Below are 18,820 nucleotides of genomic sequence, written 5' to 3'. Positions count from 1 at the left end.
AAGGCTATATGATGATTCCTAATGCAAAAAGGTTTGCCCCAAAAGCCTGCACCCAGCTTCCCAAAGCTTTTAAGTCTTCACCATACTCGTTCAGTAATTCAGCTCGGTCTCCGAGTACTTGCAAAATATTTCCTATGGCTTGCAGTATACTTCCATACAAAAGAAATAATTGACTTTTTCCAGGTGCTTCTTTTAAAATTTCGACAAAAGTCAGCGAAGATCCAAAGGCTTGCAGCAAGTTTCCTGTAATAAATAACTTGGTTTGGGATCTATCTTCGAGGTTTAGCAGTATACCAGAAAAAATGGTTGAGTTACCAGTTGCCTGGATCACACTTCCTGTCTTTTCAAGTGTTCCATTTTCACTATCTGCTAATAAACCGTTGCCAGTAGCCTGCAGTGTATTCCCTGCTAAGTTGAAGCCTTCTAGAGTTATTTGGGGAATTCGAGTATTAGGGGTCGATCCGATGGCTGAAACGATTGTCCCAACAGCTTGAACCCATGCTCCAACAATTGCTTTCTCATTATCATCCATCGTTTTCACCACCTATATCCATGTTAGACTTTTAAGGTGAGTTTGTTACTTTATTTTTATTGTAATCGTTACTTTGAATTTTTCTTAATTACACTTTATAGAACTATATAGCAGTATTCTGGAAGATTCGATTCTGAGATATCAAGGTTTTGTATTTGTAATAGTGTAGGGATGGCTGGAAAATAACTCGCTAACCTGTGGGGGAACTGCCGAACCTCCTCGTTCGCTGCGCTCTCTGTGGGGTCTCGCCTAAGTCCTTCTCCCACGGGAGTCTCGTCGTTTTCCATCGAATCCTTCTATAGTGTAATGAACGCCCCATTTAACAGGAGTAAGAAAGCTCTGATTTCCAAAATTACAGATAGATTTTCGGTAACAATAACATTTCCGTTAGTCCCAACAGCCGTAAGGAGGTCAGAGAAATCGCGAGACTCCTGTGGGATGAACATGATAGGTGAGACCCCGGAGAGCTTTAGCTCGAGGAGGCTCAGCACATGCCCACGGAAAGCGAGTGATTTCTCGGACCTCCAAGTTCTACTTAGGGCAAAAGACAATAATAAAGAGGTACTTTTACAGAGCTTAAAAAATAAGCAATCCAATCGATACGCTGTTGGACTGCTTATTTTTTATATATCCCATCTGTTTTTTGTTGTAAATCTATCCATTCTCCTGTAATTCTCTGGATTCTAAATCTGGTGCTTCCCGGTAATGGGTTGCTTGTTCATAGTCATAAGCCATGCCGAGCAGTTTTGCTTCACTCCACATATCGCCGAAAAATGCGATGGAGAAAGGGGCTCCGCTTTCGTAATACCCTGCAGGGACATTGACGAGGGGCTGACCACTGATGTTAATTTCTGGAGATGTGCTTTGCTCTGTTAAGTTGTGAATAAAATCAGTCCCAAGCAGTATAGCCAGTACAGCTATTAAAAATGAAGCGATTACTGTTTTCCTTCTTTTTAACATATAAAAACCCCTTATGATTTCCAAATTCAGCATAACATAGAGCTTGGACTTTGATAAATAATACCCTGGATCTACGGGGAATAAAAAGAGGGAAATTCACACCCTCACCGAGTAGATAGCTTCTTAGTTAAGGATTAACTTTTGTAACTAACAGCTAAAAAATAGAGAAGTCCTCTTAAAGGACTCCTCTAAAGTCATTATTTATCAAACCATAAAGGCGTATCATTCTCAACTTCACCATTGTAGTTGATGAAAATTTCCTCATCTTGCTTAATATCTTTGTGAGCAAAGAACTCAAACGTATGATTGTCAAAATTAATTCTGTAATCAGCATTAGGTTTGTAAGAGTGGTTGAACATCATCCCATAACCAAGAAGCAGGGCGGTGTGATTCTCGCCATATTCAAACATGTAGTCTGCAAGCATCGTTTTCTCAATGTGCTCATGCTCTTCATTAGGGTAGGGAATGACTGGAGCTTCGTGAATCAGCTCGTCTTTTTTTATGGTTTTTGTTGCAAATACTCCTCTATTGAACTCTTGATCTGTAAGAGTTGAAGTTCTGATTTCAATCATTTTTGTCACCTGCGCTTTCTTTAGAACAAATCCATAGACCTCCTTTAGTCTGACAGGTGTGAAGTGGAAACGCAAATTTTTCTGAGTAGGAAGGGAACACAACAGTAAGAAACCAGGGGAATAATAATGGAGAAATTGTGAAATAGAAAAATTTCATACGTACTATGTAGATAGGGAAAAAATTAGGACTGGAGTATTTTCAAAGGTTAATTCATCCTTTGATTAATACGATCCAATCCTTCGATCTTTGCTTGTTCTATACTCAGTTCCCGTTTTAAAAGTACATTCTCAGCTGTCATACCAGCAAGGATGGAAACCCCTATAAGCGTGCGTAAAACTTCTGGCTCAGGAATCAAATAGCTGACAGCAAATATGGAAGCTGCTGAGCCAATAAAGAAATCCGCAAGAAAACCTAAATACACTCCCTTTGGACGTTTTCTAATCTTCGGGAAAACTAATACCTTACCATTCCTCAACAAGTGGGCAATCACTCCAGTAAAACCCCCTATTAAACCAGCGATGACCAAGGTATTCGTCATGCAACTTCCCCCTAATAACCAGTCTAAAAAAGAGCGGGTTCAGTAATCATAGAAACATAATAAATATGTACTAATCATTGACTGAACTAACCGCTCTGGTTAAAGACTGTATTTTTTTATAAAGGCAAGCGAAAGGCGAGGATACTATAATGAACACTATAGAGATAGTATACAATTAAAATGTCAGAAAATAAAGACTTTTTTGGGTTTTTTTACACTTTTTGTGAAATTATGTTTTAGACAAGTTTACGCGAGTAATTAAATCATGGATCTGCTTTTCAAAATAAGTGACTTCTTTCTTGTCGGAAGCGGCTAACATTTGCTGCTTCAGTATCTCAAATTGCATTAACTCTTCAGCGTTCATTCTCTTATAAACAGAACCTTTCTCTATTTGCAATGTGTTCAAATAGTCTTGGATGAGATCAAAATAAAACCTCGTTTCTTCCATAGATTTAGCTTTTCTTAAGGATGATAATAACTGATCGAACTTTTCTTTCTCTTGATCATTCATTTGGAATATAATGAACACCTCCATGATCACTTTGGATAGAGCCTATGATTTAAATACCACTTCAATGTATGTTCTACACTATTTTTATTAGATAAGCTGACAGCGAAAAGAGCCAACCCTCTCTAAATAATAGGAAAGCTGGCTCTTAATAATTGGAAAAAGTTTAAACGATCGTTACTTTCAACCCTTCTAGCCCTCTTAGTAAAAACACAGGACGCCATGGGGAGGAGGTTTGATTTTCAACCATTGAGATATTAGGAAATCTCTCCATTAACTTCCTTAGTGCAATTTCTCCTTCTAAACGCGCCAGAGGAGCACCAAGGCAGAAGTGTATTCCATAACCGAAGGCAACATGGGGATTAGGCTTCCGCGTTATATCGAATGTATCCGGAGCTTCGAATTTCTCCTCATCCCGGTTAGCTGAAGCTAGGGAAGCTAAAACAAGATCTCCACGCTTGATGGTTTTACCATGGAACTCCATATCATCTTCAGACCATCGAGCAGTTGTAAAATCAACGGGACTATAATATCTAAGTCCCTCCTCAATGGCGGTAGCAGTTAACTTCGTATCGGTCTTTAGTTTTTCTAACTGGTCTGGATGTTCAAACAGTGCGTACATGGTGTTGGCAATTAAATTTACAGTTGTTTCGTGTCCTGCGATAATCAAGAGTACGACCATCGAGTACAATTCATCTCGATTCAGCTGTTCACCATCTTCTTCGGCTTGAAGCAGACTTGATATGAAGTCATTCTCTGGACTTTTTCTTCTCCTCTCAAACAAATCCGTCAAATAATTTGTGAATGCTTGTACATCTTCCATAAAATCAGGTTCGAATTCGTCGGAAGCCGCAACAATCGTGTTCGACCATTTTCTGAATTTATTTCGATCTTCCGAAGGTATTCCAAGCAGCTCGCTAATGACGATAATTGGAAGAGGAAAGGCAAATTCATCAATAAGATCAACAGGTCCTTGTTTTTCACTTGCCTGGTCGAGCAATTCATCAGCAATTTCGATGATTCTGGGCTTTAATTCTTTTATTGTCTTTGGATTGAAATAAGGTTGGACAAGTTTTCGGAGTCTTGTATGGTCGGGTGGATCTACATCTAGCATCATATTTTGGAAGATGTTGATTTCTCCATTATCTTGTTTCTCATGGGATTGGTTGTTGGAAAATAATTTTCTTTGATCTTTTATAAAGCTTTTGCTTTTCAGCATTTCTTTGACATGCTCATGTTTCGTTATAACCCACGTTGTATGATTAGGTTCCTGAGACATAGCAAAGATTGGATCATTAGCTCTAAGATGTGTGTAAAACGGATACACATTTTCTTTGAAATTAGATTGGTAGATCGCTTTTATATTCTCCATTTTTGTCCCCCTATGTAAAAATTCTACTTCCACACTCTTCAATTATATAAAACGAGCCAAGAAGCTACAAACAATATATGGAAAAGAAACAAAAAACTGTTTTCGTTTTGGTGAGATGATAAAACTAGGACATTCGTTTATACAGGATGCTCTGTTCTTCCATAGAATAACAATAGGCTACGGAAGAGGGAGATGAATCATGTTTTCAAACATGTTTGGGAATATCGAGAAAAAAACTGGTGTCAAAATGGAAGAGGTATTGAAGCTTGCCAAATCACTAAGGAATGCGGATTTTCAAGATGAAAAAACGGTGAGAGAGGTCATTAAAAAGGTCGGTGCACTAGCAAATAAACCAGTATCAAAGCAGAAAGAGGATATGCTAGTTAAAACAATTATAAACGGGAAAGTACCGAAAGATTTTTCGTCGCTTGAGAAGATGTTAAAAAAGAAGAAAAAATAAATATCCCTTTCTAAATTAAAAAAGTCCAAGGACAAGTGAATGTTCTTGGACTTTTTTAATTATTCATATTGAAAATCCGGCTCATTCCATTTTTCATCAAGTTCGACTTTCAAGGAGTAGTTATCAAAATACCATTCATCATTTTCTTCAACAAAGTAAGTGATGTTTCCAACCGTAGTTTCAGCAATTGGTGAGTCCGGCTCTTCAAACTTGATCGCCAAAGAAAAACCTGGCTGCAGCCCTCCAACGCCTCCGTAACGTACATAGAAGCGGAGATTTGATTTTTCTTCTACGTCTAATTCTTCTTCATACCATTTTGCTGCTTCTTTTGTCACAGTTAAATTCATTTATCTCAGCTCCTGTTCGTTCAATTACTAATGTTGTTATGTTGTTTCCTAATTTTCTGCTTTGTAAACATCTCTTGTAATGAAAGACATCCTGAACGTATTGCCTGTTCAGGATGTTTGTGATTTATTGCTCTGTTTTTCTGGAACGGGGTCAAATCCTCCCTTATGGAAGGGATGGCATTTCGAAATTCGCTTGACTGTAAGAAACAATCCTTTAATGAAACCGAATCTTCGAAAAGCTTCTAAACCATATTCCGAACATGTTGGTTGAAATCTGCAAGAAGGAGGAAAGAAAGGACTTATTCCCTTTCTGTAAAATTGAATGAGCATGATCATGATGTGCTTCATGATATTCTTCCTTTACTCTCTTTCTTGTTTCTTGTCATAACTTAACGAAGCTACCGCATCGTGCAAATGAATGGACTCTTCATTTCGACACATGACGGTAAATGATTCAACAAAGTCATATTCATACAAATCAGCTGCTACAAGACGAACAATATCTTCTACAAATCGAGGGTTCTCATAGGCTTGTTCTGTTACCATCTTTTCGTCTGGGCGTTTCAATACCGGATGGATCCGAGCACTAGCATTACTTTCTGCTGCTTCCAGAAGAGCTGCTTTCCAATCAACTTCCTGCTCATTGAAATCATCTGTCAGTTTGATAGTCATTGTGACATTTCCTCTTTGGTTGTGAGCACTATACTCACTGATCTCTTTAGAACATGGACATAATGTTGTTATTTTCCCTGTTAAAGAGACGGTAATATCATGGCCGGTTTCTTTGTGATATTCAACGCGAATGGTAGCATCGGCATAATTCATACCTGTTAAGTCTGAGTAAGGACCTTTTCTTTCAAAGAACCAAGGAAATGTGACTTCTACTTCAGAGTCATTCTGTTTTAAACGTCCAGCCAGTTCTTTTGTGAATTCTTTCATTGTTGCTATATCTACGGCAAATCCTTCATTATGATATTGATCAAGTTGCTCAGTGAACCGGCTCATGTTTGTCCCTTTACTTCCTTGAGCGATGGATGAACCGAAAGAGAACGTTCCGATAGTGGTCTGTATTTCAGGGGTCAGTTGACTAGGGATTCGGATAGGATGTTTCACATTTGAAATACCTACCATATCAATATCAAAAAGGAAATCCTTCTTAGAATTTTGTAAATCAGCCATGCCTTTCTTATCTATGGGTTTAGTCCTAGGACCTGGTTTGACAGAGCCGAATAATTTATGTCGCTCTTCTTTTGAAGGTAGTGATTTGTTGTGATTCAATTCGGTTTTATTCATAGCAAAGACTCCTTTCAGGCCTTGTTTCTACGTCAAAGTATACAATATGTACCTTTGATTATACAATTTAATGCTTTATGAAATGTGCTCCACTTAATTCTTAATAGGCTTAGAATACCTTCAGCAGTAAGGATTTATCCATGAAATGAAGCCTACGCAAGATGCACAGGCTTCACCATCCTACATCCAAGTAATTTTGGGTTCAGTTTTGTTCATAATCCGTTTTATATTCGCCCGGTGACGATAGATGACAAAGATTGTAAACACAGAAATAACGAGTGTAAGACCGTAATCTTTGACAATAAGGGTGGCAATTACGCCGACTATGCCGCTAATCATAGAGGATAGTGAGACATACTTAGTGAGGTATAATAGGATGAAAAAAGATAAGAGCAGGATTAAAAAGATAATAGGGTTTACCCCAAGAACGACACCTCCAGATGTAGCTACTGCTTTTCCTCCTTTAAAACCTGCAAACACTGGATACATATGGCCAATGACTGCAAAAATTCCTACGACTAAAGTGATAACATCAGCCCCTAAAAAGAAAGGAAGAGCTGCTGCAACTGTACCTTTTAGGATATCTGCGGTAGTGACGATTAAGCCTGCTTTAATACCTAGAACACGAAAAGTGTTCGTTCCACCCAGGTTTCCGCTGCCATGCTCTCTAATGTCAACACCATAGCCCATTTTACCGACAATCAATCCCGAAGGAATAGAACCTAGTAAATAGGCAAGAAGACAATACAAAATATATTCCAATTGGTTCAACTCCTTAATTTCTTTCTTATAGTTTATCATGAGAAATAATAGTAAAGAACAAGAGATCTACAACGTTTGACTACATATGTAAATAGAATTCGAAATTTCCTATTCTTTTTGGAGAAAATCATAGGAATTATCTCTAGAAGTATAACAAAAACCAGCGTAACTTTACCTATTATACCAATTTAGTACCAGGTGACAAGTTGCTTTTTTAAAAACCCTTAACGCCTTCAATTTCTTTTGACAAGTGAGAAAATGGGGAAGCATTATAGATGAAGTAAAATTTTTGCTAAATGTTTCGAATTATGGAAATCTGGATATATACTATTGTTTAAACTATCGATGAACAAAGGGGGAACACGATGATTACTTTTAAAGACGTAACTAAAACTTATCCAGATGGGACGACCGCCCTTAAAAGCATCAATTTAGAGGTGAAAGAGGGCGAGTTATTGACCCTTATTGGACCGAGTGGTTGCGGAAAGACGACAACTATGAAAATGATCAACCGTCTCATTCAGCCAACAGAAGGGACGATCACTATACATAATAAAGATATTCGAGAGTATAACATTCACGAACTTCGTTGGAATATTGGTTATGTATTACAGGAAATTGCATTATTCCCTCATATGACGATCGAGGAAAATATTTCGATTGTACCTGAGATGAAAAAATGGGGGAAGAAGGATTTGTCTAAGAGGATCGATGAGTTAATGGATATGGTCGGTTTAGATTCAAATAAACACAGAAAACGTAAACCGAGTGAACTCTCAGGAGGCCAGCAGCAACGGGTAGGTGTGATCCGTGCGCTTGCCGCAGATCCAGATATCATTTTAATGGACGAACCGTTTAGTGCTCTCGATCCAATTAGCAGAGAACAACTTCAGAACGACATTCGCCAGCTTCAGCAAGAAATTCAAAAAACGATCGTCTTCGTCACACACGATATGGATGAAGCAATGGCTCTAGGTGACAGAGTCTGTCTAATGAAAGAAGGAGAGATTATTCAACTTGATACACCTCAGAATTTAATACTTCATCCTGCAAATTCCTTCGTTAAAGATTTTATCGGAAGCAGAAAGACACCTTGGCAAACGGCTGTAGACGTTATTATGGATCAGACAAAAAGTCAAATTTATTCTTCTTCGGATAGGGAAGCAGACCGTGTTCCTTCATCAGGAACCTATGCGATCAAAGATGAAAGTGGTAAATATGTGACGTGTGTACACAATGGAAAGAAATCTGATTTTCCTTCTTTAGCCAACGGCATGACTTTGAAGGAAGCAATCACTGTCTTTGAAAAAGAAGATTATCCAATTTTGCCAGTTGTAAAAGGGGAACAATTAATTGGCACATTGTCATATAAAGATATGGTTCTGCACTTGAAAGAGAACACTCGTGAAAACGGGGTGGTGCAGGCATGAATTCATTTATAGAAGTATTTGCCCAGAGACAAGATGTATTATGGGAAAAAATATGGGAGCACCTGCAAATTTCTATTATTGCTCTCGTGATCGCCACATTGATATCCGTTCCCTTAGGGTTGCTTTTGACGAGGTACCAGAGGGTAGCGGAGCCTATTATTGGAGTTGCCGCAGTTTTACAAACCATTCCGAGTTTAGCAGTCCTCGCTTTTCTTATCCCTTTCTTCGGAATCGGCCAGACCCCAGCTATCATTGCTTTGACTGCTTATGGTTTATTGCCAATTTTAAGGAATGCTTATACGGGAATTAAGGAAGTGGATCCTGCTCTTAAAGAAGCCGCAACTGGTATGGGAATGAGTTCCTTCAGAAGGCTATCACGGGTTGAACTTCCTCTGGCCATGCCGGTTATTATGGCAGGGATCCGCACATCTATGGTTCTTATTGTAGGTACTACAACCATTGCTGCTTTGATTGGTGCAGGCGGGCTTGGAGATCTTATTCTTTTAGGACTAGACCGAGGTGGAGACATTAATCTGATTCTATTAGGAGCTATTCCTGCTGCCTTGCTGGCTATAGTTCTTGATGGGATTTTACGTTTATTCGAACGGACATCTGCTAAATCAGGCTTTCGTTCACTCGTCAGTCTTCTCGTGATTGCTGCTTTGATCGCCGTCGGTCCCCTGGCTTTCGGCGGTAAAGTGAAAGACGACTTAGTATTAGGGGCGAAACTTGGTTCTGAACCTGCCATCCTGATCAATATGTATAAGCTTTTGATTGAAGAAGAAACAGATCTACAAGTCGGTCTGCAGCCTAACTTAGGAAAAACCGACTTAGTATTCAGCGCTCTCCAAGAAGGAAGTATCGATATCTATCCTGAATTTACAGGTACTGCACTTGTTTCACTGCTTGAGCAGCAAGCCAAAAGTAATGACGCAGAACAAGTGTATCAGCAAGCGAAAGAAGGGATGGCTGAAACTTACGACATGGCTTATCTCCAGCCGATGAAATTCAATAACACGTATGCAGTTGCTACGACTCAAGAGCTTGCCAAACAGTATGATTTAGAAACCATCGGTGATCTCAAGCCTGTTGAGGATCAAATTACAGCCGGTTTTACATTGGAGTTTAACGATCGTCAAGACGGGTATCAAGGCATGAAAGAAGTTTATGACCTTAATTTTGCTCAAGTTAAAACAATGGATCCTGGCTTACGTCAAGGTGCTATTGAATCTGGGGATGTGGATGTGATTGATGCATATGCGACTGCTGGGTATATGGTTGATCTTAATCTAAAGGTTCTGGAAGACCCTAAAAACTTATTCCCTCCATACCAGGGAGCTCCGTTAATGAGACAGGAGACGCTAGACAAGTATCCTGAATTAGAGGAAATCCTGAATCAATTAGAAGGAAAAATCACTGGTGATCAAATGCGCCAAATGAATTATCAAGTAGACTTTGAAGACCGTGATCCTGAGGATGTAGCGCGTGAGTATCTGGTAGAAGAAGGATTAATAGAGAAATAAGGAGGAACTATTATGTCTTTTCAAAACCCAACGAAAGATGAAATTAAACAGCTTTTGGACGAATCGAAAACCATTGCAGTTGTAGGTTTGTCTGACAAACCTCATCGGACTTCTTACCAAGTTAGTAAGGCGATGCAGGAGGCTGGATTTAAAATCATTCCTGTGAATCCAAGTATCCAGGAGTCGTTAGGAGAAAAATCCTACGCTTCTTTAAAAGAGGTTGAAGAACCGATTGATATCATTAATGTATTCAGACGCTCAGAGTACCTCCCAGATGTCGCCCGGGAAGCATCTCAGATTGATGCAAAAGCTTTTTGGGCACAGCAAGGCGTCATTCACGAAGATGCTTATGAGGAATTAAAAGACGAGAATATGCTGATTATCATGGACATGTGTATAAAAGTTGCCCATGCCATCTACCAGTAAAAAAACATAAAAGGCTGTCGACCTAGTCGGCAGTCTTTTTTTGTTTTTTAAAATGGGTCTTGAGAATTATCTGAAGTTCCGTAACCTCTACCTCTAACTAAGCCTCCTTATCCTGAAGACTTAGTTTCGAGACTTATGTGGGGGTGATGGTGAATGGAAAAACGACTCGATTTCCGGGGTGGGGTCTCACCTAGCATGTTGATCACGCTAGAACACCTTACGTTATAAGCAGCTCTAAACGATCTCTTCTGGAATGAAGCAAAGGAGGTATATTGGTAAATTCAGATTATCACTGATTTCCTTATGTTTAGGCAATTTCCAATTAGGATGATTCGAGAACTTCATTAGGCAAGGGGCGTGAGGGAAGGGTGAGACCCCGCAGAGAGCGCAGCGAACGAGGAGACTTGCCAGTTCCCCCGTAGCAAAGCAAATCCTTCCCCTGCGCTCCTAACTCCCCCAATCATCTCGAAATCAAGTCTTCCACTATCCTGTTATAAAGAAATTAACTGTTGCTAGTAGCACCTATCAAAGGTTTATTCATTAATTACAAATTGGGTATTGTAAAACGACACTAATGTCGCTATAATGAATATACATATAAAAACGACATTCATGTCGTTATAGGAGGCGGTACTCTTGCAAAAAGGGTTAAAAACGAACAGAGGTTATCTCACACTGATGGCATCACAGGCCATTTCTAGTATCGGTGATTGGTTAAGTGTTGTGGCAATCATTACGCTTGTTGGTCTGAAATGGAATGCAACACCGATGGAAGTCTCCTTTGTCATTTTATCTTTGGCTTTGCCTATGGCTTTGTTTGGGCCTTTGGCGGGTACATTTGCAGATCGGTTCAATCGCAAGGCTTTGATGATCACATCGGACTTCTTCCGTGCTGGGCTGATTTTAATCCTTACAATTGCAGACTCTCTTCTTGTCATCTATGTAAGTTTGTTAGCAATAGGGACACTTTCAGCACTGTTTATCCCCGCCAAAAACGGAAAGTTAAAAGAGCTCGTTCATGAAGAGGATATGAAAAGTGCCATGTCAATTACATCTATGATTGATTCAGGAACAAAAATCATCGGCCCTTTGCTCAGCGGTATTCTTGTAGCAGCTTTTAGTGCAAATATGGTTTTCTACATCGACAGTATGACGTTTATGATATCTGGACTTCTTATTGTAATGCTCCCTCGACAAAAACATGTAAGCAATGAAATGGCAGAAAAAGAAAATAGACAAATTACATCTTTCAAAGAAGATTTTATCACTGGCCTTTCTTACATTAAATCCAATCGTTTTATCCTAATGGGGTTGTTCTTACTTGGTGTCAGTCTTATGATCCTGCAGCTATCAGACTCACAAATCATTGTCCTTTTAAGAGAATTGACCTCTGTTTCTCCGGATTTATTCGGGTACCTGGTTACATCTGCGGGGGCAGGAATGTTTATTGCTGGATGGCTCCTCTCTAAGAAAACAGATTACAATCCTTATTTTCTTATGTTGATCGGTGTTTGTGGGATTGGAACTAGCTTTGGTATGATGGGAATACTAACCTATTATGATTTTGGATTTTCTATCTTCTGGGGCTGTGGATTAGGACTTACAGCTGGATTCTCTGCAGGTTTAACGTTTGTCCCATTTCAGGCATCTGTTCAAGTGAATACACCTGTTCATCTTACAGGCAGAGTATTTGGTGTCGTTAATAGTGTTACTACGACAGCTACAATTGTAGGACCATTGTTAGGCGGGTGGCTGTCGACGATCATTGGAGTTATCCCAACGTTCATTACCACAGCCAGTCTTTTGATCATCTTGTCACTGGCTGGCTACCTGACGAGAAATAAATTTGCACGGAGGAAAGTAGATGTCACCGAAAGTAAGCAAGGAGCACCTAGCGAAGCGACGAGCTAAAATTTTGAATGCAGCTAAGCAAGTATTCATTGAACACGGATATGAGCGTACGACAATGAAGCTCGTCATGGATGCTGCGGATGTGAGCCGCGGAGGATTATATCAGTACTTTTCAAACAAAGAAGATTTATATGAAGCATTATTGGAAGCAGATTTATCAGAGGCAGTTTCAGCTACAGAAGAAACGCTAGAAACAGAAGTAAAATCTCATTGGAACCTTTTAAAGCAGAAAATGTTCGGTGAAGACGGGAAACCTGATGATGAGATGGATCCGATGGCTCCTAGTAATTTAGAATTCTTCATCACGGGTAGAAATGACAGCCGTCGAAGAAAATATGGACACGAAAGATATAAATTGGGCTTGAAGCTTTATGCAAACGTAATAATAGCTGGCCAGCAAACGGGAGAATTCAGCAGCAAGCACGATGGTGAATTGATTGCGAAATCTATTGTCTCTTTCATTGATGGCTTAGCTTTAGATGGGGCTATTTTGCCAAAAGAAGAGATCCAATTAAAGGAACAATCTGTTTTGTTTCTAGAATATTTAAAAGCCGTTCTTGAAGTGAAGGAAGAATGAAAAGGTGGGGCTGGGCCTCATCTTTTTATGTTTACGTTCCTGTTCCATCGGAAGAAAAGGGAGGAAATTATGCTAAAATAGAGATAGAAATTGGTTTGGAAGCGCTGAAATCCCTGTGAAAAAAGGGATTTTTCACGTTTTCTGGAAGATTTATGTTTGCGAAACCATATAAAATCGCTACAATATAACAAGCGATATTTTTATTGGACGTTTACACATGCGAACGTTTGTTCTATTATTGTGTTAGATGGTGTTGACGAGAAAGGAGCCGATGGTAAATTGTCGAAACTAAATCAAACATATTCAGATGATTCCATACAAGTATTAGAAGGTTTGGAGGCTGTTAGAAAGCGTCCGGGAATGTATATAGGATCTACGGATCACCGGGGCCTCCACCATCTAGTTCATGAAATCGTCGATAATGCAGTAGACGAAGCCTTGGCGGGATTTGGTCAGCAGATGACCGTTACTCTTCATAAAGATGGCAGTGTTTCTGTTCAGGACGAAGCACGCGGTATGCCTACGGGAATGCACAAGACTGGAAAACCCACTCCTGAAGTTATTTTAACCGTGCTCCACGCCGGCGGTAAGTTCGGTCAAGGCGGGTATAAGTCGAGCGGTGGACTTCATGGAGTTGGTGCATCCGTTGTAAATGCCTTATCTGAATGGCTGGAAGTCCATATATGCAGAGATGGAGAGAAATTTTATCAACGTTTCGAAAACGGAGGAGTTCCTGTAACGTCACTGGAGCATCAAGGAAGAACGAGAAAATCAGGGACAACCATCCGCTTCAAACCTGATCCTAGTATCTTTTCGGTTACGAAATTCAATTTTGAAACATTGTCGGAACGGTTGAGGGAAGCGGCGTTTCTTCTAAAAGGATTTCGGATCAATTTAGTGGACGAGCGCGAGGAGACCGTTAAAGAGAGCTATCAATACGATGACGGCCTCGAGTCATTTGTGGCTTATTTAAATGAAGAAAAAGATACCCTTCATCAAGTGGTCTCTTTTGAAGGAAGCCACTCTGATATAGAAGTAGATTTTGCTTTCCAGTTTAACGATGGGTTTTCAGAGAACATTTTGTCCTTTGTAAATAATGTAAGAACAAAAGACGGAGGGACTCATGAATCTGGGGCTAAAACAGCAATCACCAGGGTATTCAATGATTATGCGAGACGCGCCCAGCTGTTGAAAGATAAAGATAAGAACTTGGAAGGAAACGATATCAGGGAAGGATTTACGGCGTTAGTTTCTGTCCGTATTCCTGAAGAACTCTTGCAGTTTGAGGGTCAGACGAAAAGTAAATTAGGAACTTCAGAAGCTCGTTCAGCCGTTGACGCTGTAGTTGCCGAACAGTTGTCTTACTTTCTGGAAGAGAATCCAGATGTCGCATCAATGCTTATTAAAAAAGCCATTAAAGCAAAAGAGGCAAGAGAAGCTGCACGAAAAGCACGTGAAGATGCACGTTCAGGGAAAAAGAAGAAGCGTAAAGATACACTTTTAAGTGGAAAATTGACACCTGCACAGTCAAAAAATGCTCAGAAGAATGAATTGTATTTGGTGGAGGGTGACTCTGCCGGCGGGTCTGCAAAGCAGGGACGTGATCGAAAGTTTCAAGCGGTGCTTCCTTTACGAGGAAAAGTAATTAACACAGAGAAGGCAAAAATTGCAGATATCTTTAAGAATGAAGAAATATCAACGATCATCCACACGATCGGTGCTGGTGTCGGAGGAGATTTCACCTTAGAGGATTGCAACTATGACAAAATTGTCATTATGACCGATGCAGATACCGACGGAGCCCACATACAGGTTCTTCTCCTAACGTTCTTCTATCGTTATATGCGTCCTCTCGTTGAAGCTGGGAAGGTATTCATTGCGCTTCCTCCATTATATAAAGTTTCTAAAGGAAAAGGGAAAAAAGAAAAAACTGAATATGCCTGGGATGAAGAAGGCATGCAAAAGATACTTAAAGAATTCAAGAACGGATATTCGATCCAGCGTTACAAAGGTTTAGGTGAAATGAATGCAGATCAGCTATGGGAAACGACAATGAACCCGGAAACACGCACATTAATCCGAGTGACGATTGATGATCTTGCTCGAGCGGAGCGTCGCGTAACTACGCTGATGGGAGATAAAGTCGAACCTCGCCGTAAATGGATTGAATCCCATGTCGCTTTTGGGCTGGATGACGAGGCTAACATTCTAGATAACGACAAAATACAAGCGTAAAAGGGGGATATTCTGTTGGCTGAGGCAGAAAAGTTTTTAGATTTACCATTAGAAGAGGTGCTTGGGGACCGTTTTGGTCGCTATAGTAAATACATCATTCAGGAACGCGCCCTTCCTGATGCCAGAGATGGGTTAAAACCTGTACAGCGTCGGATCTTGTTTGCGATGCATCAGGAGAAGAATACGCACGATAAAGCATACCGTAAATCCGCTAAGACCGTTGGTACGGTAATCGGTAACTACCATCCTCACGGAGACACGTCGGTCTATGATGCGATGGTTCGTCTAAGTCAAACTTGGAAAGTTCGTAAACCACTAGTGGAAATGCATGGAAATAATGGAAGTGTTGACGGGGACCCGCCAGCAGCGATGCGTTATACTGAGGCAAGACTTTCTGCCATCTCTTCAGAGCTGTTACGAGATATCGAAAAAGAAACTGTCGATCACATTCCGAACTTCGATGATACCATTGAAGAGCCGACCGTCCTGCCGGCTAAATTTCCGAATTTACTTGTGAATGGTTCGACCGGTATATCCGCAGGCTATGCGACCGAGATCCCTCCACATAATCTAGGAGAAGTGATTGACGCGGTCATCATGAAAATTGATAAACCTGAAGCAACAGTACCTGAATTGATGACGAAGCTGAAAGGTCCTGATTTTCCAACAGGCGGAATCATCCAGGGAGTTGACGGCATTCAAAAAGCGTATGAAACAGGTAAAGGCAAAATTGTACTTCGCGGACGTGCGGAAATTCAGAAGCAGCGTGGAGGCCGTGAACAAATCGTTATCGACGAGATTCCTTTCGAAGTAAACAAAGCGACGATGGTTAAGCGTATGGATGAGCTGCGCATCGATCGTAAAGTGGAAGGGATTTCTGAAGTGCGCGATGAAACGGATCGCACTGGGCTGCGTGTCGTTATTGAATTGAAAAAGGATGCAAACAGTGAAGGTGTCCTCAATTACTTATATAAACATACAGACCTGCAGATCTCTTATAACTTTAATATGGTTGCCATTCATGGAAAAACACCAAAGTTATTAGATCTTCCGGCGATGTTGGATGCTTACATTCTTCACCAAAAAGAAGTTGTAACACGTCAATCTACCTATGATCTGAATAAAGCAAAGAAACGAGCGCATATTGTGGAAGGGCTCATAAAAGCGATCAGTATTCTAGATGAGGTCATCGCAACCATTCGTAGTTCCAAAGATAAGCAAGATGCTAAACATCAATTGATGAAAAAGTACGATTTTACAGAAGAACAAGCGGAAGCTATAGTTACTTTGCAGCTTTACCGCTTAACGAATACGGATATTACGGCTCTTCAAAAAGAAGCGGAAGAACTCCAAAAACAGATTGCTAAGCTAGAAAAGCTTCTATCTAATGAACACGAACTGTTGAAGGTTATTAAAGCGGATCTGCGGTCAATGAAAAAGCAATATAATGATAACCGATTGACTAACATTGAAGAGAAGGTCGAAGAGTTGAAAGTCGATCTTGAAGTGACTGTTGCAAGTGAGGATGTGCTCGTGTCAGTTACAAAAGATGGATATGTCAAGCGTACGAGCCTGCGTTCGTATGCAGCTTCAAATGGTGAAGATTTTGCTCTGAAAGACGGAGACCACCTTTTAAGGCTTTATGAAATGAATACAACAGATACGATTCTTATATTTACGAGCTTAGGAAAGTACCTGTTCCTTCCTGTCCATAAGATGCCGGACATTCGTTGGAAGGACCTCGGACAGTATATTTCTAATATCGTTCAGGTGGAAAAAGAGGAGTATATTGTTGAAGCTATTCCAGTTCGAAACTTTGATACAGATCAGTACCTGATATTTTTCACTAAAAATGGCATGGTCAAGAAGAGTGAATTGAAACTTTATCAAGCTCAAAGACATTCAAAAGCATTGGTAGCAGTTAATTTGAAAGGTGACGATCAAGTCGTCGATATTCACTTAACGAACGGAGAGTCAGATCTATTTATAGCATCCAATAAAGCCTATGGTTTGTGGTACAAAGAAGAAGAAGTGAACGCTGTAGGACAACGTGCGGCAGGAGTGAAAGCTATTCACCTCAAAGAAGGAGAAGAAGTGGTTTCAGGACAAGTCTTCCATTCTGATGAAGATCCGTCTATCCTGCTAACCACGCACAGAGCGGCTGTTAAGAGAATGCGTTTGAAAGAGTTCGAACCATCTTCTCGCGCGAAACGAGGAGTCATTATGCTGCGTGAATTGAAAAAGAATCCTCATCGTCTTGTTGATGTACATCTTGTAAAGAGAGACGATCAAGTTGTATTGAGAACCGAAAAAGACAAAACAACCATTGTAAATACGATGGACTTTAAAGCAAATGATAGATACAGCAATGGTTCTTATGTGATGGATACAGAGCTTAAAGGTATTGTCACAGAAGCGTGGGTTAAACCGAATTATGAAAAGCCATTCGACACTAGTGAAGAAGAACAAGAGTAAACCTCTAACAGCCCCTTGTATCTTAGGGGCTGTTTTTTCTTGGATAGTCTGGAAGTTAAAAAAGAATCACCAATATATAACCAACCAGTAGTGCCATGAAGTATTGGTAAACTAGTTATTATCTATTTCTATTCCAACTTAGTAGCAACTCCGAGAATCCATAAAAAAATCTCCGCAAGTAAAGAATGCGCTTCCAAAATTGAATTGTATTTTCTGAAAACTATGATAAAATGAACCTATATTCAGCAGATTGGGGATGATTTATGAAGGATTTAAGGGAACGAATCATTCAAACGTCTCTTGAGTTGTTCGAAAGGCATGGATTTCACGGAGTGACGGTGAATCAAATTGTTGAAGCTTCTCACACATCAAAAGGTGGGTTTTATCATCACTTTCAGTCAAAAGAAGAACTTCTATTTGTTATTCATGACACCTTTATTACATACGTATTAAAAGAAGCCCAGGCTGCCAACGTTACTCATAATTCACCCGTAGAGAAAATCCAATCCATCGTTCAGTCGTTTGTGGGAGTTTTTGATTTATATAAACCTCATATATCGGTCTTTTATCAAGAAAGCAACTACTTAAAACCGGTCTATGAAGAACAAATCAAGCATAAACGCGATGTTTTCAAGAAGATGGTTTTTGACGTCATTCAAGAAGGACAAGAGAGCGGACATTTCCGAAAAGAACTGCCACATGAGATTACAGGTATGGCCATACTTGGAATGGTCAACTGGATTTATAAATGGTACCGTAGGGATGGTACGTATTCCATCGATGAAATTGCTGATGTTTTCACAGATTTAATCTTACGTTTTCTGCTTCCCGGATCCCCAACGGATGAATATCTAAATCATTTGCTTCATGTTCCTTTTTTTTACAATGTTAAGTAAAC

General features: G+C 40.0%; 19 protein-coding genes. 9 read left to right on the top strand and 10 right to left on the bottom strand.

Features of this window, described 5'->3' with window-relative positions:
- Positions 1–4: 4 nt before the first annotated feature.
- From HM131_RS11285 to HM131_RS11250, 6 genes are all read right to left on the bottom strand, one after another.
- A complete protein-coding gene (locus HM131_RS11285; protein WP_085029856.1) occupies positions 5–532 on the bottom strand; it encodes a DUF6944 family repetitive protein in 528 nt (175 codons plus the stop codon).
- A 654-nt stretch (positions 533–1,186) separates the two neighbouring features.
- Positions 1,187–1,492, bottom strand: a complete 306-nt coding sequence (locus HM131_RS11270; protein ID WP_232324769.1) for a hypothetical protein — start codon at positions 1,490–1,492, stop codon at positions 1,187–1,189.
- A gap of 197 nt (positions 1,493–1,689) precedes the next feature.
- Positions 1,690–2,064, bottom strand: coding sequence for an SET domain-containing protein (locus HM131_RS11265; RefSeq protein ID WP_085031952.1), 375 nt, complete (start codon positions 2,062–2,064; stop codon positions 1,690–1,692).
- A gap of 206 nt (positions 2,065–2,270) precedes the next feature.
- Positions 2,271–2,603, bottom strand: a complete 333-nt coding sequence (locus tag HM131_RS11260; protein ID WP_085029853.1) for a DUF4257 domain-containing protein — start codon at positions 2,601–2,603, stop codon at positions 2,271–2,273.
- A gap of 229 nt (positions 2,604–2,832) precedes the next feature.
- Entirely contained in the window at positions 2,833–3,114 is a 282-nt protein-coding gene (locus HM131_RS11255) for a hypothetical protein (RefSeq protein ID WP_085029852.1), read from the bottom strand.
- 163 nt (positions 3,115–3,277) lie between these two features.
- Positions 3,278–4,483 (bottom strand): cytochrome P450 family protein, encoded by a 1,206-nt coding sequence (locus HM131_RS11250; protein ID WP_085029851.1) that lies wholly within the window; start codon positions 4,481–4,483, stop codon positions 3,278–3,280.
- Positions 4,484–4,682: 199 nt separating this feature from the next.
- On the opposite strand from HM131_RS11250, the gene HM131_RS11245 reads away from it, so the two are divergent.
- The gene (locus tag HM131_RS11245) at positions 4,683–4,943 is read left to right on the top strand and encodes a stage VI sporulation protein F (protein ID WP_085029850.1); all 261 of its coding nucleotides are present in this window, start codon (positions 4,683–4,685) and stop codon (positions 4,941–4,943) included.
- Between the two features lie 59 nt (positions 4,944–5,002).
- Here HM131_RS11245 and HM131_RS11240 read toward each other — a convergent pair whose 3' ends face one another.
- The 4 genes from HM131_RS11240 to plsY form a co-directional block, all read right to left on the bottom strand.
- Positions 5,003–5,290: a HesB/YadR/YfhF family protein gene (locus HM131_RS11240; RefSeq protein ID WP_085029849.1), complete on the bottom strand. Its 288-nt coding sequence runs from the start codon at positions 5,288–5,290 to the stop codon at positions 5,003–5,005.
- A gap of 108 nt (positions 5,291–5,398) precedes the next feature.
- A complete protein-coding gene (gene yidD / locus HM131_RS11235) occupies positions 5,399–5,638 on the bottom strand; it encodes a membrane protein insertion efficiency factor YidD (protein WP_085029848.1) in 240 nt (79 codons plus the stop codon).
- Positions 5,639–5,650: 12 nt separating this feature from the next.
- A complete protein-coding gene (gene folE2, locus HM131_RS11230; protein ID WP_085029847.1) occupies positions 5,651–6,583 on the bottom strand; it encodes a GTP cyclohydrolase FolE2 in 933 nt (310 codons plus the stop codon).
- 180 nt (positions 6,584–6,763) lie between these two features.
- Positions 6,764–7,345: a glycerol-3-phosphate 1-O-acyltransferase PlsY gene (gene plsY / locus HM131_RS11225; RefSeq protein WP_085029846.1), complete on the bottom strand. Its 582-nt coding sequence runs from the start codon at positions 7,343–7,345 to the stop codon at positions 6,764–6,766.
- Positions 7,346–7,710: 365 nt separating this feature from the next.
- Here plsY and HM131_RS11220 point away from each other — a divergent pair, with 365 nt between their 5' ends.
- From HM131_RS11220 to HM131_RS11185, 8 genes are all read left to right on the top strand, one after another.
- A complete protein-coding gene (locus HM131_RS11220; protein WP_085029845.1) occupies positions 7,711–8,775 on the top strand; it encodes an ABC transporter ATP-binding protein in 1,065 nt (354 codons plus the stop codon).
- Positions 8,772–10,298, top strand: a complete 1,527-nt coding sequence (locus HM131_RS11215) for an ABC transporter permease/substrate-binding protein (protein WP_085029844.1) — start codon at positions 8,772–8,774, stop codon at positions 10,296–10,298. Before HM131_RS11220 ends, HM131_RS11215 begins: the two co-directional genes overlap by 4 nt.
- A 12-nt stretch (positions 10,299–10,310) precedes the next feature.
- The gene (locus HM131_RS11210) at positions 10,311–10,724 is read left to right on the top strand and encodes a CoA-binding protein (protein ID WP_085029843.1); all 414 of its coding nucleotides are present in this window, start codon (positions 10,311–10,313) and stop codon (positions 10,722–10,724) included.
- Between the two features lie 636 nt (positions 10,725–11,360).
- Entirely contained in the window at positions 11,361–12,635 is a 1,275-nt protein-coding gene (locus HM131_RS11205; protein ID WP_232324768.1) for an MFS transporter, read from the top strand.
- Entirely contained in the window at positions 12,589–13,212 is a 624-nt protein-coding gene (locus HM131_RS11200; RefSeq protein ID WP_085029842.1) for a TetR/AcrR family transcriptional regulator, read from the top strand. Before HM131_RS11205 ends, HM131_RS11200 begins: the two co-directional genes overlap by 47 nt.
- A 279-nt stretch (positions 13,213–13,491) precedes the next feature.
- The gene (parE, locus tag HM131_RS11195) at positions 13,492–15,447 is read left to right on the top strand and encodes a DNA topoisomerase IV subunit B (protein WP_085029841.1); all 1,956 of its coding nucleotides are present in this window, start codon (positions 13,492–13,494) and stop codon (positions 15,445–15,447) included.
- A gap of 15 nt (positions 15,448–15,462) precedes the next feature.
- Positions 15,463–17,922, top strand: coding sequence for a DNA topoisomerase IV subunit A (gene parC, locus HM131_RS11190; protein ID WP_085029840.1), 2,460 nt, complete (start codon positions 15,463–15,465; stop codon positions 17,920–17,922).
- Positions 17,923–18,185: 263 nt separating this feature from the next.
- Entirely contained in the window at positions 18,186–18,818 is a 633-nt protein-coding gene (locus HM131_RS11185; RefSeq protein ID WP_085029839.1) for a TetR/AcrR family transcriptional regulator, read from the top strand.
- Positions 18,819–18,820: the final 2 nt, after the last annotated feature.

It is taken from the genome of Halobacillus mangrovi (genome assembly GCF_002097535.1).
Lineage (GTDB): Bacteria > Bacillota > Bacilli > Bacillales > Halobacillaceae > Halobacillus > Halobacillus mangrovi_A.
This window is presented reverse-complemented; position numbering and strand designations above follow the sequence as displayed.